Source organism: Vibrio ichthyoenteri ATCC 700023 (assembly GCF_000222605.1).
Taxonomy (GTDB): Bacteria; Pseudomonadota; Gammaproteobacteria; order Enterobacterales; family Vibrionaceae; genus Vibrio; species Vibrio ichthyoenteri.
On the sequence record NZ_AFWF01000038.1, the window covers coordinates 45981 to 68272 of the forward strand.

Below are 22292 nucleotides of genomic sequence, written 5' to 3' on the forward strand. Positions count from 1 at the left end.
TTACCTCTATTTGACTAGCTCATTAGCTAGTGTGTTGATTTTTTTAAGTAAAGATTCAAAGTCCGCCATCGTCAGACACGGATTAAGTAGGGTGAATTTCAGTGCGGATTTGCCATCGACAATCGTCTCACCCAATACCGCGATACCGCGGGTGAGCGCTTCGAGACGCAGCGTTTTATTCAAAGCGTCTAAGTCACTCACATCACGGCGAACCACGCGGAATAAAATCGTCGAGAGTGAAGGCTCAGCCAACAGTTCCAAGCCCTGATCACTTTGTACTTTTTTAGCCACTTGCTGTGTTTGCACAATCAAGTGATCGATCATTTGCCCCAACGCCTTTGGCCCAACACTTTGCATCGTCATAAACACTTTCAGTGCATCAAAACGCTTGGTCGTCGCGATCGATTTATCGACTAAATTCGGCAGTTCATCGTGTTCACGATTGAGATAATCTGCGTGATGCAATAGATACTTGAAGTTAGCTTTATCTTTGAGTAACACCGCACCACAACTGATGGTTTGATAGAATAATTTGTGGAAATCAACGCTAACAGAATCTGCGCGTTCAATGCCGATTAAGCGCGCTTTATGGCTACTCAAGATCAAGGCTCCGCCATACGCACTATCCACATGAAACCAAAGCTGATGAGTTGCTGCGAGCTTAGCGATCGCATTTAAATCATCAATCGCACCATGATCTGTGGTTCCGGCCGTTCCGACCACAGCGAAAGGAATCAAACCCTGATCTCGTAACCGGACAATTTCACGCTCTAAAGATTCCACCTTCATCGTGCCGTTGGCGTGTGCATCAACGCAGCAAACGCTCTGCTCACCTAGTCCCAATAGTGAGGCTGATTTTTGCACCGTAAAGTGGGATTTTTTTGAGCACAAAATGCGTAGCTTGTCGGCAAAAGAAGGTAAACCTTGTTTTTGAATTGAATGCCCTGCGAGCTTGTCTGCAACTCTGTCACGCGCCAACAGCAAACCCATTAGATTGCTTTGCGTTCCCCCGCTGGTAAAAATGCCATCGGCCTGCGAGCCCAAGTCAAACTTACCGCACATCCAATCCACCACTTTTTGCTCGACATACGTCGCAGCGGAGGCTTGATCCCATGAATCCATTGACTGATTTAACGCCGCAATCATCGCTTCAGCGATCACGGAAGGCATCAGAGGCGGCGTGTGGAGATGAGCAATACAGTGAGGGTGCTGTAACATCACCGAATTTTTGCCAACTAATGCCGTTGTTTCAGTGATGATTTGCTGCAAAGAACCATGAGCGCTATCAAGATCAACCGCATTGATCGCTTGCTCAAGTTGTTTTGGAGGTAGACCTGAATATGGTCCATTGACCTGCTCAAATAACGCTTTCATCTGCATTGTCGTGTGGTTCATGGCAGCCACAAACGCATCGCTACCCTGCTGACCCACTTGAATAAAGTGTTGTCGCCACTCCTGTTGATGCTCACCGTCCAACTCAGACAGAGAATCAGCACCAGCAACAATCATTGCTTGCTCAAGTACACGCAGTACAAAATCAATCTGCTCGAATGAAATGATCAGTGGCGGTAACAAACGAATCACCGAACCCTCGCGGCCACCTTTTTCGACCATCAAGCCACGCTCAAGCGCTGCGGTTTGAATTCTCAACGTAAGGGCACCATCGGCCACGGGCTCACCAAATCGATTGAGCTCACTACCCGGCTTGCGTATTTCAATCCCAAGCATCAAACCTTTGCCGCGTACTTCAGCAATGCAGTTCACCCTTTTTTGCAGCGCTTCTAATCCATGGCGTAAATACTGCCCCGCGATATTAGCGTGCTCAACCAAACCATCGCGCCGGATAACTTCCAATGCTTTGGTGCCAGACACCATGGCTAATTGGTTACCACGAAAAGTGCCAGTATGTTCACCAGGGCGCCATGTATCATACTGCTTGTTGATCACCAGCAATGACATTGGCAAGCCACCACCAATGGCTTTAGACAAACACAAAATGTCAGGCTGAATACCCGACTCTTCATAGGCAAAATGGTAACCAGTTTTGCCTACACCACATTGAATTTCGTCGAAAATCAATAAGATGCCATGTTCATCACACACCCGACGTAACTCTCTAAGCCAAAACGCAGGTGCCGGAATTACCCCACCTTCGCCTTGTACAGGCTCAACCACCATCGCGGCAGGTTTCATAATGCCAGCTTCGTCGTCAGCGAGTAGGCGCTCAATATAGCGAATACTTGCTTTGGCACCTTCATCTCCGCCCAATCCAAATGGGCAGCGTAGATGATAAGGAAACGGCATAAAGTGAACGTCCGACATCAAACCTGTGCGGCGGGCTTTTGTGCCCAAGTTACCCATCATTCCCATGGTGCCATTCGTCATACCATGGTAAGCACCACGAAATGCAAACATGGTATTGCGACCGGTCACTTGCTTGGCAAGTTTGATAGCAGCTTCAACGGCATCTGCACCAGAAGGACCACAGAACTGCAACACAGAGTTCGTTGCCAGTTCTTGTGGAAGAAAACGCTTAACCGCTTGGATAAACGTGTTTTTTACGTCGGTGGTGATATCCAACGTTTGATAGGGTAATCCCGCATCCAATTGATCTTTGAGCGCTTGATTTATCTCTGGATGGTTGTAACCCAAAGCGAGTGTTCCTGCTCCAGCTAAACAATCAAGATAAATTTGGCCCCGAGTGTCTTCCACTAGCATGCCATAAGCCTGTTTAATGGCTATCGGCAATCGTCTTGGGTAAGAGCGCACTTCTGATTCGTGAGCCGCTTGGTCAATCAATGCTTGATCGACAGTAAGATCGTAAACGCCATCAACCAATGGCACCTGTGTTGAAAAATAAGTCGCGATATCTGGAGTATCGACTTCAAAGGCTGTACTCATGAAAATTCCCTTGAAATGTAATCATCCTACATTGACCTAGAGAGGCCAAACATTAGGTACAACAATTCATTCCGCAGCCTATAGGCGTGCGAAAACCAACCCGTCAAAGTGACGGATTACATGTCAAAAAGAAAAATCAAGGTTCAGTAATGCTGCTGTTTTGTAAAACAGGACATTTTGGAAGAATAAAGCTGATTGGTGCTTGGACTATAGAAGCATGGATTAATGCTTGTTGGTTACATAATTTCAATGTTGGGTTTCCCATTCACATGTCACTGAGCGACATTAGTATCCCGTCTATCGATAACGGATTTATCGATACCTACCCTACGTGAGAACACTCAGCCAGAATGCTGCTCACGCGTCTCCCCCAGAGTATTCAAATGAATAGCTACCGAGATTGCGCGCGAAATTAACACAAATCCACATTGTCTGGCAATCAATTTTCACATTTTGAATTATTATCCTCTACATTGGACATATAACGTGGCTATTTTTAAATGTATCAGTACAAAGTCAAGCGCCCGTTCGTCAATGGCTGTCTTACAAAGAAAACCTCACTTTCAGCGAATCCACTCTATTTTTGTCACCTCACACCAATGAAGAGATAAAACTAAAGTGCTAGCAGAAAATTAAAGTCAATGGATTTAGTAGTATTTTTTTTTACGAAAACTTCTACTTTTTTCAAAAGCTAAGCTAACATTTAGTTAACCTTTCAAGCCGTACGGTTGGCTTGGAGCTCCATAGTGGTATCTAGTCCATGGAATAGGGAGAGAAACGTGATAACTAAAACAGCGCTATTTTTAACCGTCATAGTTGTTAGTGCCAGCCAAGTACACGCTCAAACTCTTGAGCAGGCTGTAGCGCTAACGATGGCAACAAACCCTGAAATCAAGCAAGCTTTTAATGAATATAAAAGCGCGGTAAAGGAACACGACGCTGCAGGGGGAGCTTATTTACCCAGCATTGATCTGGATGCGGGGATTGGTTATGAAGGCATTAATCCTGCCAACTCTACTGGGCGAGATGACACCGACTACACACGGAAAGAAGCCACACTAAGCCTCACTCAACTTTTGTGGGATGGTAATGCCACTATCAATGACATTGGTCGTACCGGAGCAGATGCTGAGTCGGTTCGTTTGCAACTGATGTCTAATGCCTCTGATTTAGCTTTGCGCGTGACTGAAATCTATCTCGATGCCGTTAAAGCTCGCGAAGTTCTCGCCCTGTCAGAAAGTAATTTGGCGGTGCACAAAGACATCTACCGAGACATTAAGAAGCGAGCGGATTCCGGCATTGGCTCCACTGCCGATGTCACCCAAGTCGAAGCTCGTATCGCCAAAGCTCATGGTAATTTACTTGCGGCACAAAATAACCTTATCGACACTCATACGCAATTTCGTCGTGTGGTCGGTCAAGAACCGCTGGGGTTGATCTATCCAAGAGCCGATGAAAATAAACTGCCACTCTCTCTTAATGAAGCTGTCGATCTTGCCTACGAGATGCACCCCGTGATCATGATTTCGAAAATTGATGTTGATGCGGCACGCTACCAGTACAAGCAATCGAAAGGCAATTACTACCCGACTATTTCCATCGAAGCAAGTCAGTCTTGGCGCGATGATGCCTCCGGTGATCTTGGCAGCAGCGAAGAGACACTCGCCATGCTAAGAATGCGCTACAACCTCTACAATGGCGGCAGCGATAGCGATTTATCCGAACGTGCTGCCTACCAGTTAAACAAAGCAAAAGATTTGCGTGACAACGCATACAGACAAGTAGAAGAAGGTTTGAAACTCTCGTGGAGCGCGCTGGATTTAACTCTGCAGCAAAAAGAGTTTTTAGCCGATCATGTGGATTCAGCCTCTGAAACGGTGATTGCTTACGAAAAGCAATATCGTATCGGCAAGCGAACCTTACTCGACTTACTGAATACCGAAAATGAGCTATTCCAAGCTCGTAAAGACTATCTAGACGCCCACTATTCTGAGCAATACGCTAAGTATCGTGTCATGAATGCAACGGGCAACTTATTAGATGCTCTTATCGTAGAAATACCGAAAGAGTGGACAGAGAAAGTGGAGTATTAATCATGAAAACACAATATCTGTTTACCCTACTACCTTGCTTACTCGTTGCACCTTTCGCTTTGGCCGAAGAAGAGCAAGATGAGTACGAATACATCGCGACGCCCGTCGTGACACAAATTGCAGATCAAACTGATGATGACAGAGACGGCGTGATCAACGCTCGCGATATGTGTGTCGATACCGGTGAAGGCGACCTGATTGATAATGATGGCTGTGGCTTTGTCATTGCGACTGAAGAAAGCCTGCAGTTGCGCATTCTTTTCGCCAATGACTCATCCAACATTGAACCCATCTTTGAAAATCAAATCCGCAATATGGCTGATTTTCTCAAACGTTACCCTGAAACTGCGATTGAGATTAAAGGCTTTGCCAGCCAAGTGGGCACAACGGAATACAATCTTGCACTTTCCAAGCGACGTGCCGTTGCCGTTGAAGATGAACTGCTATCCAATGGTATAACCGCTGATCGTCTCTCCATCATCGGTTATGGGGAATCCAACTTAGAAGAGCTTGGCGATGATGAGTTATCGCATGCTAAAAACCGTAAAGTCACTGCGACAGTGGTAGGCTTTGAAGAAGAAGTAGAGCAAGAGTGGACCATATTCTCGGTCATTGAAAAGTAATCTCTCCGAAACAAAAAACAAAAAAGCCTCAGTCATCTACTGAGGCTTTTTTATCAATGCTGTTGTTTCATTGATGTTTTTTGATCGGGCACGCTATGCGTGACTTTTGTCTTTCGGTAGTGAAAGTCTCAGCAGAACATAACCTAGTACCGCTGCGGTCGTTGAGCCCATCAAGATACCAAGACGCGCATAGGTATCGAATTCTGCATTCACCGGGCCAAACGCCAATGATGAGATGAAAATTGACATGGTAAAGCCGATACCACAAAGCACCGAGACCGCAAAGATGTGCTTAAAGTTAATGCCATCAGGTAATTTCGCAACACCTGATTTTACTGCAACCCAACTGAAGGCAAAAATACCCAACGGCTTACCAACTAATAGACCCATCGCGATACCGAGTGGCAGCATAGATGTTAGACCATCCATCGATACCCCTTCCAATGAGATACCTGCGTTCGCAAACGCAAATAGTGGAAGAATAAAGAAAGCCACATAAGGGTGCAAAGCGTGTTCCATATGTTTCAATGGTGATCGTTCACCTTTATTGCCTTTCAATGGGATCGCAAAACCGATAACAACACCTGCAAGCGTCGCGTGTACACCAGATTTAAGTACTGCAAACCATAGAATCGCACCCACGATCATGTATGGGAGCAACTTGCTCACATGACGAGAGTTAAGCGCAAACAATGCTGCCGTCATTGCAAAGCCAATCGCAAGCGCTGTGGTCGACAAATCGCCGGTATAGAACAGAGCGATAATCACAACAACACCAAGGTCATCGATGATCGCAAGCGCTAAGAGGAATACCTTAAGGCTGACAGGAACACGGCTACCCAATAACGCCATAATACCCAGAGCAAATGCAATATCAGTCGCGGCAGGAATTGCCCAACCTTGAATGGCTGCTGGATCGTTGATGTTAAATAGCACATAGATTAGTGCTGGCGCTAGCATGCCGCCCACAGCAGCAATCGCTGGGAAAATCGCTGTCTCTTTAGACTTTAGCGCACCTTCCAATAATTCACGTTTAACTTCTAAACCAATTAACATGAAAAAGATGGCCATTAAGCCGTCATTAATCCAATGCGAAACCGACATACCCAAAACATAGGTATGTAAAAATGCTTGGTACATTTCATTTAATGGTGTGTTGGCAATAGTCATCGCAATTGCAGCGGCAATCACAAGTAAGACGCCCCCTGCCGACTCCATTTTGAAGAAGTCGCGAATAATATCACTCATGATATCGTCCTTATATTTATTATGTTAATAAGTGATTAACAAAGAATAGCCCAGAGTGTATAGCTATACTTAGGTAAGGAAAAATCGCTTGTTTAGAGTATTACCTTCGGAATTTCCGAAGTAAATGATTCTATTTTGCGCATATTCCTTATCGGCTTAGTCATTAAGCCGGCGTTACGTGCTACAAGATAACTTATTTTCCGCCCATAGTGGTTATATTACTTGGATAGAATATAGAAAAAGCGCGATGTTTTCACAAATGTGAAACAACGCGCTTTTCGGCATTATATTCTGAAAATCAGATAATAATCAATAACCTGCTAACTGCATAAAGCCAACACTTTCATGACTGCCCGTGGTTGAGATTGGTCCTTCCCAATATGGCACCACAAAAGGTAGCCACATGTCCTCGTTCAACACTTGAGTTGTCAGGTTAATATCGTAATCGGCAACGTTGATCACCCATTGCAAAGGAATACGTTTCTGATTAGTAAACAAAGTTGGCTGCAGTGGTACCACTGAAATCTGAGAAGCATCGAGATTGATGACTTTTCCATCATTGGTCGCCAGTGTACCAAACACAAATGGCGCCTGTCTTCGATGGCGATAGCGATTCACAGAAAGAGTCGTTTCATCATCAAGATGGAAAATGAACCAATCCCAACCTTGCTGACCTTCCGCCAACAAACCGCTGCCCCACTCTTTACTCATCCAACCTTCGCCGGACACTCGGAAGCTATCCTTACCATCTAAGCTGATTTTTCCCGCTACATCCACAAAAGGGACGGTGAAGTTAAGTGACGCCAACGTCTGAAGATCATGCTTCACCACATAGCCACGATCACCAGGCAGTACAAAAGGACCTGAAGCACTGGTTCGCAAGGTTAAATCGAAAGAATCTGAACTGGCATTGAGCTCTCCGGGAAATGGCGTGCTGCCTGATGAATCCCATACCCAATTATCAATCCATATTTTAAACGGATTGACGTTCATCCCCGCTTGCCCTATTCCACCGCGAGATAGACGCTGTTCTTTCCAAACATTGCGACCATCAGAAATAACCACATGCGCGATATAAAGCTGAGGACTTTGCCAGCCCGCGCGTTCTCGCTCGCTGCTGCTAACACGGAAATAACTCCACTGAATACCATAACGATGACCCGCGCGATCTTGAACATTAGCAAAAAAATGCCACCAGCCATGTTGATATTCATTATGAAAACCAAAATCACGAGGCAACACCACCGGCGCATCTGGCAGGACGGGCTCAAAAACCTGTGGCCCACGGTGTTGCAACATCGTCACTTCATGATTTTTTAGCGATGAACGCTCAGCATAATAGTGATGATACACACCCCAAATAGCCAAGCCCATCACCAACACAAATAGCAGTGAGGCCAATAGTGATTTAAATGACTTTGAACTCTTCATTTACAATGCATCCCTTAGCGATTTCATCGGGGTGTTGCGCACCAAACGCAAGACAGGCATCGCACCAGCAAGCACCAGTGATAACATCGCCAAAGCCACGGTATTGATGTATTCGTATGGAATAAATTGCAACTCTAATGTCCAACCAAACGACTGCTTAATGATGATATCGACCACCAAATGGGCCAACATCAAACCAAGCGGCATCGCAATAATGACGGAAATCGCGCCAAAGACGAACAACTGCAAGCTACCCATCAAGATGAGCTCTTTGCCCGACATCCCCAAGCAACGCAGTAAAGAGATATGCCGCTGACGAGAAACCTCCCCTGCAACAGTTGAGAAGAAGATACCAAACACGGCAATAACTAAGGTAATGTTACCCAAGGTATCGGCAATAGAGAATGTACGATCGAACACCCGCATTGCTTGTTTATGAATACTGCTATTATCGAATATACGTTCTGAATTGAGCCTAAACACGGACTCCATGCGACGCTTTAATCCAACCGAACTGACATCTTCATTTAATACCGCTCCCAGCGCGACTGTGCCGCTGCCCGCGTAAGAATAAAGCCAGTTGCGATGCGACAACAATACTTGATTATACGGATTACCATAGTCGTAATAGACGCCAACGACTTGCCAACCTTGACCGAGCTTGCCATACAAATTTATGTAATCGCCTGGACGCATATTGAGTTTAAGCGCCATCGACTCACTGATCATCACCCCTTTAGAATGGTGTAAATGATACCAATAGTTCGGCACACCTATCTTGACTGTCAATGCAGCCAATTCACCTTCTGATGGGCCGGTACTGACAACTTGCAGCGCACCATTCGGAGTTACCGTCTCTTTCTCCCAGCGCCACCAAACCGATTTCACTTCAGGTTGGCGATCAAGCCAAGTGCTTAAGCGAGCGGCGGAACTGCTGTTCGGATAAATATAGATATCGGCAGCCAAACGCTGACTTAACCATTTATCTGTAGTGTCACGGAAGCTACCGACCATCGTTTCCACACCAATATTCGCCGCCATCGCCAACATAAAGGCCATGGTTGCGACACCGCGATAACTCATACTTGCCGCTGCATCAGAAAAGAACCAACGCACTTTTACCCAGCGCATCGAGTAGCTAAAGCTAATAAAGACACGCCATAGCAAAAACGGAGTGAATAGCGCCACACTCAACAGCATCAAGGCAATAATCGTAAAACCGGTCTCTTGAGTTTGCGGGGCCTGATAGATAGCCACTGCCGCCACACACAGCGCACACGCAATTAGCGCTTGGATAGAAAACTCGGTTCCAGTAAAACGCAGTAGCGATAAACGTGTGGTTAAACGAATTGGCTGCGCACGCAATAAACGTACTAAAGGCCATGCACAAGAAGCAAGAGCGCCTAACAGTGTCATGCCTAAGCTGACATAACTCGATTTCCAATTCCAACTAATGGCAAGGCCAACATTCGCATCATAAAGATCACCTAAGCTAGCCGATACGCTTGGGATCAACTGATTGGCTAAAATCATGCCAAGCACATTGCCACAAAGCCAGCTAATCAAAACCAGCGCGAGCAATTCGAGTAACATCGCCTGAGTTAATTGCCAGCCTGACACACCTGTCTGACGCAAAATGCCCACCAGCGGCTGACGTTGAGTCAATGACAGGGACATTGCTTGATAGAAAATAAACAAGCCAACCAAGAACGCAAGCATCCCCATCGCGCTGAGGTTCATGTGAAAAGCTTGCGTCAGTGATTCTAGCTCCGCGCGTGAGCTACGAGCTAGCGCCAAACCATTCGGTAAATTGGCTTTTAACTTCTCTAATTTTTCTGGCGGCATATCGCCACAGGCAATCGTAGAAATACCAGAGCTGCGCTCTAACATACGGATCAACGCCATATCAGCAATAATGCGCGTACCGTTTAGGCGATTATCTCTATCAACAACCAGTGGCCCAAGCTCGCTACCATCATCAAGATGAATGAAATCACCATCACTCCAATCCATATGGCTTGCAAGATCACTGCTCACTAAAACGGGATAAGGCGGGTTCATTAAACCTAAGGTGGTGAGATCTTTTAAATTCACCCCTGGTTGAAGTTGCAACAACGCAATTGGATCAATACCGATAAGCATTAGATCGGTATTGTCAGCAGTGTTAACTCGTAGGTTAGTAAACGGCGCGCATTGATTAAATCCTTCACGGCGCAGTTGAATATAATACCCCTGAGGAATTTGATTGGTCGTGTGTTTAGGACGAATTCGATAAGGTAAAGGATTAGAAAAAAGTTGTTCACCATGCGCATAACTTTCGCGCGCATGTTCATTAATTGCCGTCACTCCAACCAGTAGAGAGACGCCTAAAGTTAAGCCAAGCCAGACAAGAAGGATTTGAAAAGGGTAACGTCTGTAGTGGCCGAGCAGTGCTTTAACTACGGGCCATAACATGAAGTTGTCCTCCTTGAAGACGGATTCGTCCTTCCATATGCAGTGCCACTTTTTCACTGTGCGTCACTAGTAACAAAGTACACTCTAATTGACGGGTCAATGACGTAAGCAAGCGCATTACCGCTTCGGCGTTACGTTCATCCAAACTACCAGTAGGTTCATCGGCAAGCAGCAGTTTCGGCTCCATATACAAAGCACGAGCTATCGCAGCACGTTGTTGTTGGCCACCGGAGACTTCTTCGGGATAACGACCAAGTAGCGGCATTAAATCCAAAGCAGACAGGATCTGACGCCATAATCCTTGATCTTCTGGCAAACCTTTTAGCTGGCGACAGAAGCGGATATTATCAGCAACATTCAAGGTAGGTAGCAGGTTAAACTGTTGGAAGATAAGACCAATATTGCTGCGGCGATAAGCGGTACGTTTACTTTCCGATTCATTTTGCATCATGAAGTTCGGGAATTCGATTTCGCCCGAGTCAACCGTATCTAGGCCGGCAATTAGGTTCAAAAGGGTACTTTTTCCAGAACCACTTTCACCCATTAACGCCACTTGTTGACCTTGATGTAACGACAATTCAGCGCCTTGTAAAACAGGGTGAAATTCGCCCCCATCCACGTAGCCTTTGCACAGGTCTGATAGTCGTAACATTTGTCGCTCGAAGAAGAAAAAAACAGGAGTGTGAATCTACACTAATACGCCTTCAGTAGGAAGCATTTTGCATGACAGCTCACAACATATGCATCAAAACACAATAACTTAGCGTCATATCTCTAATTTTCAATCAAATTTCGTAACCATTTCTTACTTCGTACTCGGTAAAGCGACCCACCCCACTTGATCACCTCTTCGGTTAAAAACAATAAGTACACGGCTTCTGGAGGCCAGCCCCAATAGATAGCTGCCAGTGCCGCTAACGGGATACCAATCATCCATTGAGCAATAATGTCTTGATAGAGACAAAATTTAACGTCTCCACCGGCTCTCAGCACACCCACAATCGTCGTCATCGGAACGCAGCGAACAATCAAACCGATGCTTAAAATGATGATAAACTTGTCAGCCAATGCTCGAGTTTCATCGCTTAATGCACTGAAAGAATTGAGCACCAAATCTCGGCTTAAAAACAGCGCAATCGAAACAACAATCGCCACCATCACACTCAGAATCGTAATCCCGATCGCTTGATAATAAGCCTCATCGTATTTCTTAGCGCCAATCTGGTTGCCGATCAAAACCGCAGCGGCATTCGACATGCCAATCAGCAGAGCCAGCGAGATAGACTCGATCGGCGTCATTACCGACAAGGCAGCCAACCCTTGCACCCCCGATTGCCCCATAATGGCGTGATACGCAAATAATCCGCCAGCCCAAGCGAGAAAATTGAGCGTCATTGGCATCGAAAGCTTCAAGAAACGGCGCACCTTATCAAGGCGCAATGTGGCTTGAATATCGGCCAACTTAAATGCTAATAAATGCTTTTTAAAATGCAGATAACCAAACAGAGTCGCGACTTCAATCGCACCACTCAATACTGTGGCGATTGCCGCACCTTTAATCCCCATCGCAGGGACACCGAACTTACCAAAGATCAGCACCCAGTTGAGAAAAATGTTGGAAAGGATACCGATACCGCTAAATGTGGTACTTAAACCAGGCTGATGGATCGCGCGAAGCCCCACAGCCATACTCGCGACACAGCCGACAGCGAGCATCGTCACTGACGAGATCACTAAATACTCACTGCCAAGCTGCTTGATAAGCACGGAATCGGTCGTGAGTCCCATAATTTGCTGAGGAAAAAAAACAAATAGCGCCACCGCGAAGCAGGCAAAAATCATGGCGATAAACCAGGTTAACGCGGTGCTTTCCCGCACACCTTGCTTGTCATTTGCGCCCCAATATTGCGCAGTTAGCATCGCACCACCAGTGGTGACGCCAACCAACATAATCGTAGTAACAAACGTCGCTCTTGCCGCCACTCCTACCGCCGCTATCTCCGCTTCACCCAATTGCCCTAACATCAACACATCAACTAGGCTGCGGCTAGAGAACATAATACTCTGCAAGGTGATTGGCAAAACGATGGCAATTAAGCGGCGTAGGAAATCCCCACGGGTATGGAGTAGCACTTGAGAAAACACAGGATTAAGCCTCTAGAAACGCACCGCCAAGAACAGCCTCGACAATTTAAGTGCGGCATGATTGCCAATTGAGCAGCTCATTATATACTCAATTAAAAACAAACAGATATCTTTTGCTAACAGTGAGAACGGGTGGCGATTTTTATGAAGAAAGTATTGGTGCTTGGCGCCTCTGGTTATATCGGCTCCCAGTTACTGGCCAAACTATGTGATAAAGGTTACGCCGTCACTGCCGCAGCGCGACAGGTCGACTACCTCAGCGCACGAACGATACCGCGACCGAATCTTGAGCTCTGTTACCTCGATCTTGCCGATGCAGAAGCGACGCAAGCTCTCGTCTGCCAATTTGATTTGGTTTATTTTTTAGTGCACGGCATGGCACAAGGGCATGACTTCATTGAGTATGAAGTGTCGTTAGCCGAGAACTTTAAGGCCGCGCTAGAACGCAGCCATGTACAACAGGTGATTTACCTTAGCGCAATCCAGCCGCAAACCGGCAATTCCGAGCATTTACTCGCGCGAAAAATGACAGGCGACATCTTACGTAAAAGTGGCGTCCCGATTATCGAGATTCGCGCAGGTGTTATTATTGGCCCGGGCTCTGCGGCCTTCGAAATTATGCGAGATTTCGTTTACAACCTACCCGTGTTAATCACCCCCAAATGGGTCGATTCTCAAGCCAACCCGATCGCACTCGAAAACATCAACTATTACTTGCTACAACTGGCAGAAAACCTCAGCGATGAACATCAGATTTACGAGGCCGGAGGACCTGATTTACTCTCATACCGTGAGCAGTTCAAAGTGATCTGTCAGGCCAGCCACCAGCCTTATCGCCTTTATGCCACATCGCTACTCACACCCAAAATGGCTTCATACTGGTTAGGTATGGTGACCTCAGTTCCAGCCAGTATTGGTTCCGCGTTGTTAGCAGGGCTAGAGCATGACTTTATCGCCGACTCATCGCAACTTGAAGCGCGTTTTCCACAAGCGATGATTTCATTTGAAGCAATGGTCACAACCAGTATTGAGCAAGAAGGGAAATTTGTTCGCAGTAACGTATGGGGCTTTGATCCTGCAGCGTTGAATCGCTGGCAAGCAGGATACGGATATTATCCCAAACAAACCGGCGCCAGTATCGAAACGAAATTAAGTGCCGAGCAACTATGGCAAGTCGTCAAAACCCTTGGTAACCCAAAAGATCCCTACTTCTTTGCCAATGCTTTATGGCGTACCCGAGAATGGCTTGATATCTTTTTTGGCGGAGGTAAACCGATTCGACGCTCGCCAGAAGGCCCTGAACTCAAAGTCGGTGATTATATCGATTCTTGGAAAGTCATTCGCTGTGAACAAGATCAATTTTTGTCCTTGCTATTTGGTATGCAAGGGCCGGGCTTAGGAAGGTTGGAGTTCTCTATCACCGATCAAGGTGACACTCGCCTACTTAACATCACGGCATGGTGGCACCCACAAGGTTTTAAAGGGCTGCTTTATTGGTTTGCGATGATGCCCGCACACCTGTTTATCTTTAAAGGCATGGTCAAAGCCATTGTGCGTAAGGCCAAGGCCAATACTCATAATAGCAAAGAGCCAAAATAACCAGCGACCTGTTACCCCTCACCTCCTATCAAAAGTAAAAGCGCAACTAAAATGCCCAAGTGATTAACTTGGGCATCATAACGAGATCACAACAAATATTGCCCTTCCCGCTCAGGTTGATACGTCACATCAATAATAGAGACATTCACCAGCATCCCATCAGGTTTTGGCCACTGAATCGTGTCGCCCACCGAAAGGCCTAACAATGCGCTGCCTATAGGAGCAAGAATCGACACCTTCTCAAGGCTATTATTCATATCTTTTGGATAAACCAATGTCATTTCAAACTCTTTTTGGCTTGATTCAATAACAAATTTCACTCTCGAGTTCATTGTGACCACATTCGGCGGAAGTTGCTCTGGCGCGACAATGGTGCCGCGTTCAAGCTCTTGCTCCAGCTGTTCCGTTGAAACGCTGTTACGTGATAACGACTCAATCAAATTGTAGATTCTATCTACATCAAGTGATGAAAGGGTAATTTCAGGTTTGATATTCATACTGTCCTCAATACAACAAAAACACGTTTAACGTGCTTCCTTACAAGACATTCTGACGCTAAACAAAACGCCTCAAGACTTCGTATAACAAAGTCTTGAGGCTAAATAGTTTGAGCTGAACTGTCTAAGACGTAATGTGTCTAGTTGCGTAATAATAAGCAAATCTGAAGATTAAAAAATGAGTGGTCGAACAGCATTTTCAAATTATTTTAAGCTATTGAATTAAAAGGCAAGTGTTAGTTAAACTCTTTTCTTTTTTAGTGATATTTTCAGCAATATTCTTTTTACCTCTGATAACAAAGCGTTGAAACCCATTACCTTAATAGCATCATAGCCTTAGCAACTTGATGTTTGAGTGGTTAGTTATCAATCTCAACCTGATTGAACGATACGCCAATGAGCAAATCACATCACTCCGCCATACTTTAGTTGTTTTTTAGCCTTGGCTTTCCTAGGTTCTGAGCGAGCAGCATCAATCCAATGACGGTTATGTGTATAACGCTAGTAAAGAGTAACCATGCAATTGAAATCAAAGCCAACGAAGTCGCCAAAGCCAGCTTGCTTGAGAATTTCTCGCAAAAGAACTGTTGGCATGAACTTGAAAACGCTACGCTCATATTTGAAAGCTCACGGAAATGAAGAGACATGAACAAAACGCCAATACTCTATTCACTGCAAAACTGTCCTTACGCAATACGAGCTCGTATCGCGCTATTCAAGTCTGAGCAAAAGGTGCTGATACGGGCAGTAAAGCTCAATAACAAACCCACACAAATGCTAATCACCTCGCCGAAAGGCAGCGTACCGATATTAGTGGTGGAAACGCATGATGACAGTACCGTGATGATAATCGAAGAGAGTTTAGAGATAATGCTGTGGGCGTTATCCCAACGCGATGAGCATAACCTACTACGCAGTGATCAGCCTTCCGCATTGGTTGAGATGGTCAATATAATTACCCGTTTTGAATCCGACTTTATCCCCGCTTATAACGCCTATAGTTGTGCGAAACGCTATCATGAGGACAACTTAGTTGAATGCCGTCAGGCGTGTGAAGTGTATTTACAATCACTCGAAGCGAAATTAACTCAGCACGCGTTTTTGTTTGCTGAACAAGAAAGCTTGGTTGATATTGCGTTTCTGCCCTTTCTGCGCAAGTTCGCCCGCATCGAAAAGCAATGGTTTAGACAAAGTCCCTACCCTAAATTACAAGCATGGTTAAACCACTACTTACAAAGTAGGATGTTCTCAAAAGTAATGGAAAAACATGAACTCTGGCTTGATAACCATAAGGACATTTATTTTGGTTAGAGATTCATTTGAATTAGGTAATCCAGAGGGGAAACAGCAAAACTAGCGGCTTCCAATGTAATGGGAGTGAACGAACCGCGATTTGCTCGCGGCCATTAACTTGCCGCCGCAATGACTAAATTTTGCAAAAACGTCTGTTCATCTTTGTAGTAGTTATTTTTCTTATATTCAATCAAAGAGACATCGGGAATTTGTGCAGCAAAAATGTTATTGATGCCAGCCATCGGTGCTGGATAGTGATAAAAGAGCTCGCCTTTCGGGTAATGATTGGCAATTTGCCAGTCATCAAACTCTGCGCAAAAACAGCGATGATTCGGACGTGTTAGCCGAGCAAAAAAGTCAGGAACAATAAATCTAGCAAAATAATACAACCCATGAACTTGGTCAGCAAAACACTTACCTAGTCGATCTATCAATCGGGATTTTTGCCAACCGACACAAGCCAGCTCTAATGCCTGACTGGCCATATCTGCATCACGCTGAAGCAAAGCAATCAGATATTGAATAACAGCTTTATCTAAAACCGGGCTTTTTTTATTGAGGAATTTCTGTGCTTTGTCTAGCACGGGCGATTCTTGTTCTACTTCGCGATAATAGATAACTTTAATCAAGTTCATCGCTGGAGAATTATAAAATGGGTATTTAGTAAAGGGTAATTGTTTGGGGAAAAAAGAACTGAACACGGCAAAATCATTGCAAGCAAAAGCGGTCACAAGCGCATGATAAAAAATGCTGTGATCAGTCCCGCTGCCCGTGATGGCGCTCGATAGTAGCTGCCTTCTTGAGCTTTGATACAACGCATTGTTCAATAACTGGCAATCTCGTTGCTGAAAAGCGAGATAAAAACTAAACGGATCAAGTGAGTCAGACAAGGTATCCAAATACCTAGTCGTTTTTCTCTTATCACATTGAATATCCTTAATATATTTATCAAAGACATCGTGATTATGTTTTTGCAATTCATCCCACGTTCTAAACGGGTAATACTCACCAAAGCGCTTAAAACGTTCAGCGACAACCTCATCATAGCGTTTCAAATACTCAGCGGCTATTTTCATACGTACTCAGTGGATCATGTTGTAGTAGATTAAATCACGACCGTTTTTTCATTGTCCGTACAACGCGCCATCAAGTGAACAATAGGGGTTGTTGAACATGAATAATCTCATGGTAAACAACATTTTAAAATCATTTGCTCTGATGGTTCAATTTGCGCCCTCACGTAACACAAAAAATATCATAACGTTCTTTCAATCATTCGATATACCTCTAGAAACAAAAAGAGCCTCCATACGGAAGCTCTTTTTATCGTTTGATACGATTACGCTTATTTGCTGACAACAAAACTGTTTGGAATTTCAGCCAATTGAGTCCCTAAGTTATTAGGGAAGACTATGTATTCGCCGTGATACTTCACGTTCGATTTATAATCGGTCACTTTATGCAGCATAAAGCCAGCATTTGCCGCTAGTTCAATGAATTTAGCGTGATTACCTCGAACAAACCAGTTCATTGGTTTAACCATTAGCTCGCCATCAAAACAGCTATCGCATTGCTCGGTACAAAGAGCAAATGAGTTTTGCCCTTCAATAAAGATTTGTACCTTACCAACACCAACTAAAGGTTCAGAGGTCGAAACCTCCCAGTCATTCTCTTCCATAAAGTCGAGAAACTGATTAATTTGGCTATCTTTGACTGCTTTTTGCTCTTCACCTTGAGGGAAAAACTCCGCATAAAAACCTGAGATACGCTCAAAGGTTGCCATCAAATTAGAGGCATTGCCTTTAGTGCGTCCCTCTTTTTGCCAACGAGTTAGGTCACTCACTACGCAGCGATGAAATCGTTGGGCTTTTAATGATTTAGTCACCCAGCGAATCAAGAAATTGTTGTTTGCTACCGGCGCATTAACCAACTTCTTTGCTTGATGCTCAGCATGGATTTCTTCCAACGCTGCATTAACCAACTTTTGAATTTCAACTGTATATTCAGCCATTAAGCCTTTCTTCCGTATAACCAATAAAATGCGGCAGATAACAGTGAACATGCCGTCATTACGACTATCATTGGCCATGCTACGCCATTTGGCAATGCAGCAACAACGCCGCCAATAATAGAACCAATACCAAAACGCAGTGTACCCGCTAATGAAGACGCTGTACCTGCCATCGTTGGATAACCACTCAGTAGTAAGCCCATCGCATTACTACCAATGGTTGAAATTGTGCCAATAAAGAGCACAACAAATACCACGATGCCCCATAAGCCAAGATCCATCATCCACGCAGCAAACAAACCAATGCCAGCGAACAACTGAACCCATAAACCAAAGCGCAACATAGTGTGAGAGCCAACTTTTTTAACCAATCGGCCATTGATGCTGGTCATAATAATCATAGCAACAATATTTAAGCCAAATAAGTAACCAAACTGATCAGGCCTCACACCATAAATATCAATGTAAACGAACGCGCCGCCAGTCAAGAAGGCGAACATGCCAGCAAACGAAAAAGCACCAGATAACACCAAACCCATCGCAACAGGGTTACGGCACAAACGGACGTAATTACGCAGCGTGGTCGCGATACGTAAAGGCTGACGATTTTCGGTTGGTAAGGTTTCAGGAATTTTCCACAACACCAACACGATAACGATGGCCGCAAACGCAGCTAATACCCAAAAAATAGAACGCCAACCAAACCAAATCGCTAAATAACCACCGATCATTGGCGCGATCAAAGGCGCAATGGTGATCACCAAGGTTACAAAAGACATCGCGCGGGCGAAGTCTTCACGATCGAACATGTCACGCACTACAGCCTGAATAACCACAGCCGCCGCAGCGCCAGCAAAACCTTGCGCAGTACGAACCCAAGTTAAGGCATCAATGCCATTGGTGGTCGCACTGACCACAGACGCGATACCAAACAGCAATACGCCTAGGATCAAAACTGGTCGGCGACCAAAGCTGTCGGCGAGCGGACCATGGAACAATTGTCCTATTGCAAATCCTGCGGTATAGGCCGTGAGAGTTATCTGGACTTCACCAGCACCCACCCCCAAATCACGGGCAATGGTTGGCATTGCTGGCAAATACATATCAATAGCAAGCGGTGTTAACGCGCCAATTGCACCCAAGACAAGAAATAATAGAAAATTGATTTGTGGGGCATTGGATTGTGAAGCAGTGGCAGACATACGTCTCCTAGTCAGTTGCGATTGCGCTGCAGCGCTCCTTGCTGCAACCAAACAGAGTTTGAGACAAACCTATCCGTAGGGTATCTGATCTATCGTCGTTGAAAATAGCGCAAAAGACTACTTCTCAATAGGAAATAAATAATTTCCTAAGATGAGTATTATTTCTCACTAGGAAGCGCATTCAACAAAATGTTGACTGCGAAACAGCCGATTATTTCCAAATAGAATCAATTTCTGCTTGGGTTAAATCGCGGTATTCACCTGGCTCTAGATTCTCATCCAGTGCGATGCTGCCAATACGCTCACGGTGCAGTTCATCTACTTTATTGCCTAAAGCTGCGAACATACGTTTCACTTGGTGGTATTTACCTTCAGTGATGGTCAGTAAAACTTCATTGTTTGCCGCATCAACAATCTCAAGTTTCGCCGGTGCCGTTAGGCCTTTCTCATTGCGAAGCTCAATACCTTGCGCCAGTTTTTCTGCATAATCATCACCAATCGCGTCAGCAAGTAGAACACGGTAGGTTTTTTCACATTTGTGCTTAGGTGCGGTAATACGGTGAGACCATTGGCCATCATCCGTCACCAAAACTAAACCTGTGGTATCCACATCCAAACGACCAGCAAAATGCAAATCTTCTTTTTTAATGTCGTCGATCAAAGCCAGTGCCGTTGGATGAGCGCCTTCGTCATGTGAACATACAAAGCCATCCGGCTTGAATAGCATGATATAGCGAGGACCGCGCATTTTAAGCTCGCGATCTTGCCACATAACCACGTTCTCATTGGTCACTTTTACTGATGTGATCTTACAAATCTCACCATCAATCGTCACTTCGCCACGTTTCACTAGAATCGTCGCTTCACGGCGTGTCACGTCCAACGTGTCGCATAAAAATTTGTCTAAACGTGCTTTTTCTTGCTGCACTTTATTTTGAGCCATAGATACCTCATCTCTGTTAGCTGCGCTATTATAGTGCGCCTAAGACAAATAGTTGAGCTATTTCACATAATTTATGTACACCCTGCGCCCCTATCAAGCCGACTCAGTAAAAGCGGTCATTCATTACTTTCGTAAACACACCACTCCTGCGGTCATTGTGCTGCCTACCGGAGCGGGAAAAAGCTTAGTGATTGCTGAACTTGCACGCCTTGCCAAAGGCCGAGTTTTAGTGATGGCACACGTGAAAGAACTGGTTGAACAAAACCATGCCAAGTACGAAGGTTACGATCTCAAAGGCGCGATTTTTTCTGCAGGTTTAGGGCGTAAAGAGACCGACCAGCAAGTGGTTTTTGCTTCGGTACAATCCGTGGTGCGCAATCTGGATGAATTTAAAGACCAGTTTTCACTGTTGGTGATTGATGAATGTCACCGTGTACCGGAAGAAAAAACCTCCAGCTACCAAAAAGTGATCTCTCATCTACGGGAGCTTAACCCCGGGATGAAAGTGCTGGGTTTAACCGCGACCCCATATCGTTTAGGCGTAGGCTGGATCTATCAATACCACACCCGAGGCCAAGTGCGCAGTGAAGAGCCACGCTTCTTTCGTGATTGTATTTTCGAGTTGCCCATTCGTTATTTGCTGGATGAAGAGTTCCTCACGCCCGCGAAAATGATGGATGCACCGGTTTTAAGCTACGACTTTTCACAACTAAAACCCGCTAGCACCGGTCGCTATAAAGAAGCGGAAATGGACATGGTCATCGACCAAGCAAAGCGCGCTACACCACAAATCGTGCAACAAATCATTCAGTTTTCCGCGGATAAACAAGGCATCATGATCTTTGCTGCCACCGTGCGCCACGCCCAAGAAATTTTTGCTCTTTTGCCACCAGGTCAAACCGCGATCGTGATTGGGGATACGCCCACTCCCGAACGTGATGCGATTATTCAAAGCTTTAAGCAGCGTGAGATTAAATTCTTAGTCAACGTGTCAGTTTTAACTACAGGCTTTGATGCCCCCCACGTTGATCTGATTGCCATTTTACGCCCAACCGAGTCGGTCAGCTTATATCAGCAAATTGTTGGCCGTGGTTTACGCTTGTCTCCGGGAAAAACCGAATGCTTAGTGCTTGACTATGCGGGCAATAGCTACGACCTCTATCAACCGGAGGTAGGCAATCCAAAACCCGATTCAGACAGCGAAATCATCACCATTCCCTGCCCTGCCTGTGGTTTTAATAACAACTTTTGGGGCAAGTTGGATAACAACGGTTTTTTGATTGAGCATTTCGGTCGTCGCTGCCAAGGCTATTTTGAAGATGAAGATACCGGAGAGCGCGAACATTGTGGCTACCGTTTCCGCGCCAAATATTGCGGTGAATGTGGGGCGGACAATGATATCGCAGCACGTATTTGCCACGAATGTGACGCCACCTTGGTAGACCCCGATAAAAAGCTAAAAGAAGCGCTCAACTTAAAAGATGCCTTGGTCTATGAATGCCTTGAAATGGACTTTAACTTGTTTAAAGACGACAAAGGAAAAAACCAACTCAAAGTAACCTATCGAGGGGAAAACCAAGCCGCGGTGCACGAGTTTTGGTCCCTCAATACACCAAAGCAAAAGCAAACGTTTTTAGCGCAGTTTGTGCGACCCCACCTCGCCGATAAGCATCGTCCTTTTATCGAATCCTCGCCGAGCAAAGTCATTGCCAATCAACATCGTTTTCGACCACCGCAGTTTGTTATTGCGCGTAAAGTGGGACGTTTTTGGAAAATGCGCGATAAAATCTTTGCTGATGAACTCACCGACGGTTAATACTAATAACACAGACACCGTGTGGTTATGTATGAT

Annotated in this window: 16 protein-coding genes; 5 read left to right on the top strand and 11 right to left on the bottom strand. The window is 45.3% G+C overall.

Going from position 1 to position 22292, the window contains the following annotated elements; genetic code table 11:
* Positions 1 to 6: 6 nt before the first annotated feature.
* On the bottom strand, positions 7 to 2901 hold the full coding sequence (locus RH85_RS04185) for a pyridoxal phosphate-dependent class III aminotransferase (RefSeq protein WP_006710950.1): 2895 nt from the start codon (positions 2899 to 2901) through the stop codon (positions 7 to 9).
* A gap of 779 nt (positions 2902 to 3680) precedes the next feature.
* Between RH85_RS04185 and RH85_RS04190 the strand changes: the two genes are divergently transcribed.
* Both RH85_RS04190 and RH85_RS04195 read left to right on the top strand, forming a co-directional pair.
* On the top strand, positions 3681 to 4994 hold the full coding sequence (locus RH85_RS04190; RefSeq protein ID WP_006710951.1) for a TolC family outer membrane protein: 1314 nt from the start codon (positions 3681 to 3683) through the stop codon (positions 4992 to 4994).
* A 2-nt stretch (positions 4995 to 4996) separates the two neighbouring features.
* Entirely contained in the window at positions 4997 to 5617 is a 621-nt protein-coding gene (locus RH85_RS04195; protein ID WP_006710952.1) for an OmpA family protein, read from the top strand.
* A 93-nt stretch (positions 5618 to 5710) separates the two neighbouring features.
* Here RH85_RS04195 and nhaA read toward each other — a convergent pair whose 3' ends face one another.
* From nhaA to RH85_RS04220, 5 genes are all read right to left on the bottom strand, one after another.
* Positions 5711 to 6865 (bottom strand): Na+/H+ antiporter NhaA, encoded by a 1155-nt coding sequence (gene nhaA / locus RH85_RS04200; protein ID WP_006710953.1) that lies wholly within the window; start codon positions 6863 to 6865, stop codon positions 5711 to 5713.
* 309 nt (positions 6866 to 7174) lie between these two features.
* Positions 7175 to 8296: a lipocalin-like domain-containing protein gene (locus RH85_RS04205; protein ID WP_006710954.1), complete on the bottom strand. Its 1122-nt coding sequence runs from the start codon at positions 8294 to 8296 to the stop codon at positions 7175 to 7177.
* Positions 8297 to 10750 carry an ABC transporter permease gene (locus RH85_RS04210; protein WP_006710955.1) on the bottom strand — a complete coding sequence of 818 codons (2454 nt, stop codon included), beginning with the start codon at positions 10748 to 10750 and terminating at the stop codon, positions 8297 to 8299.
* Entirely contained in the window at positions 10731 to 11402 is a 672-nt protein-coding gene (locus RH85_RS04215) for an ABC transporter ATP-binding protein (RefSeq protein ID WP_006710956.1), read from the bottom strand. The genes RH85_RS04210 and RH85_RS04215 overlap by 20 nt, the downstream gene beginning before the upstream one ends.
* A gap of 122 nt (positions 11403 to 11524) precedes the next feature.
* Positions 11525 to 12895 carry an MATE family efflux transporter gene (locus tag RH85_RS04220; protein WP_006710957.1) on the bottom strand — a complete coding sequence of 457 codons (1371 nt, stop codon included), beginning with the start codon at positions 12893 to 12895 and terminating at the stop codon, positions 11525 to 11527.
* A gap of 144 nt (positions 12896 to 13039) precedes the next feature.
* Here RH85_RS04220 and RH85_RS04225 point away from each other — a divergent pair, with 144 nt between their 5' ends.
* The gene (locus tag RH85_RS04225; RefSeq protein WP_006710958.1) at positions 13040 to 14494 is read left to right on the top strand and encodes a DUF2867 domain-containing protein; all 1455 of its coding nucleotides are present in this window, start codon (positions 13040 to 13042) and stop codon (positions 14492 to 14494) included.
* Positions 14495 to 14580: 86 nt separating this feature from the next.
* Here RH85_RS04225 and rnk read toward each other — a convergent pair whose 3' ends face one another.
* Entirely contained in the window at positions 14581 to 14991 is a 411-nt protein-coding gene (gene rnk / locus RH85_RS04230; protein ID WP_006710959.1) for a nucleoside diphosphate kinase regulator, read from the bottom strand.
* A 645-nt stretch (positions 14992 to 15636) separates the two neighbouring features.
* On the opposite strand from rnk, the gene RH85_RS04235 reads away from it, so the two are divergent.
* On the top strand, positions 15637 to 16302 hold the full coding sequence (locus RH85_RS04235) for a glutathione S-transferase (protein ID WP_006710961.1): 666 nt from the start codon (positions 15637 to 15639) through the stop codon (positions 16300 to 16302).
* Between the two features lie 95 nt (positions 16303 to 16397).
* On the opposite strand, the gene RH85_RS04240 is transcribed toward RH85_RS04235, so the two are convergent.
* The 4 genes from RH85_RS04240 to rsuA all read right to left on the bottom strand — a co-directional run bounded on the left by RH85_RS04240 (position 16398) and on the right by rsuA (position 20440).
* Positions 16398 to 17360 (bottom strand): hypothetical protein, encoded by a 963-nt coding sequence (locus RH85_RS04240; protein WP_006710962.1) that lies wholly within the window; start codon positions 17358 to 17360, stop codon positions 16398 to 16400.
* Between the two features lie 269 nt (positions 17361 to 17629).
* Positions 17630 to 18295, bottom strand: coding sequence for a DUF2913 family protein (locus RH85_RS04245; protein WP_006710963.1), 666 nt, complete (start codon positions 18293 to 18295; stop codon positions 17630 to 17632).
* Positions 18295 to 19497, bottom strand: coding sequence for a Bcr/CflA family multidrug efflux MFS transporter (locus RH85_RS04250; protein ID WP_006710964.1), 1203 nt, complete (start codon positions 19495 to 19497; stop codon positions 18295 to 18297). Before RH85_RS04250 ends, RH85_RS04245 begins: the two co-directional genes overlap by 1 nt.
* Positions 19498 to 19708: 211 nt before the next feature.
* Complete coding sequence (gene rsuA / locus RH85_RS04255) at positions 19709 to 20440, bottom strand: 16S rRNA pseudouridine(516) synthase RsuA (RefSeq protein ID WP_006710965.1); 732 nt, start codon at positions 20438 to 20440, stop codon at positions 19709 to 19711.
* A 73-nt stretch (positions 20441 to 20513) separates the two neighbouring features.
* Between rsuA and radD the strand changes: the two genes are divergently transcribed.
* Entirely contained in the window at positions 20514 to 22256 is a 1743-nt protein-coding gene (gene radD, locus RH85_RS04260) for a DNA repair helicase RadD (RefSeq protein WP_006710966.1), read from the top strand.
* The last annotated feature ends 36 nt before the right edge of the window (positions 22257 to 22292 follow it).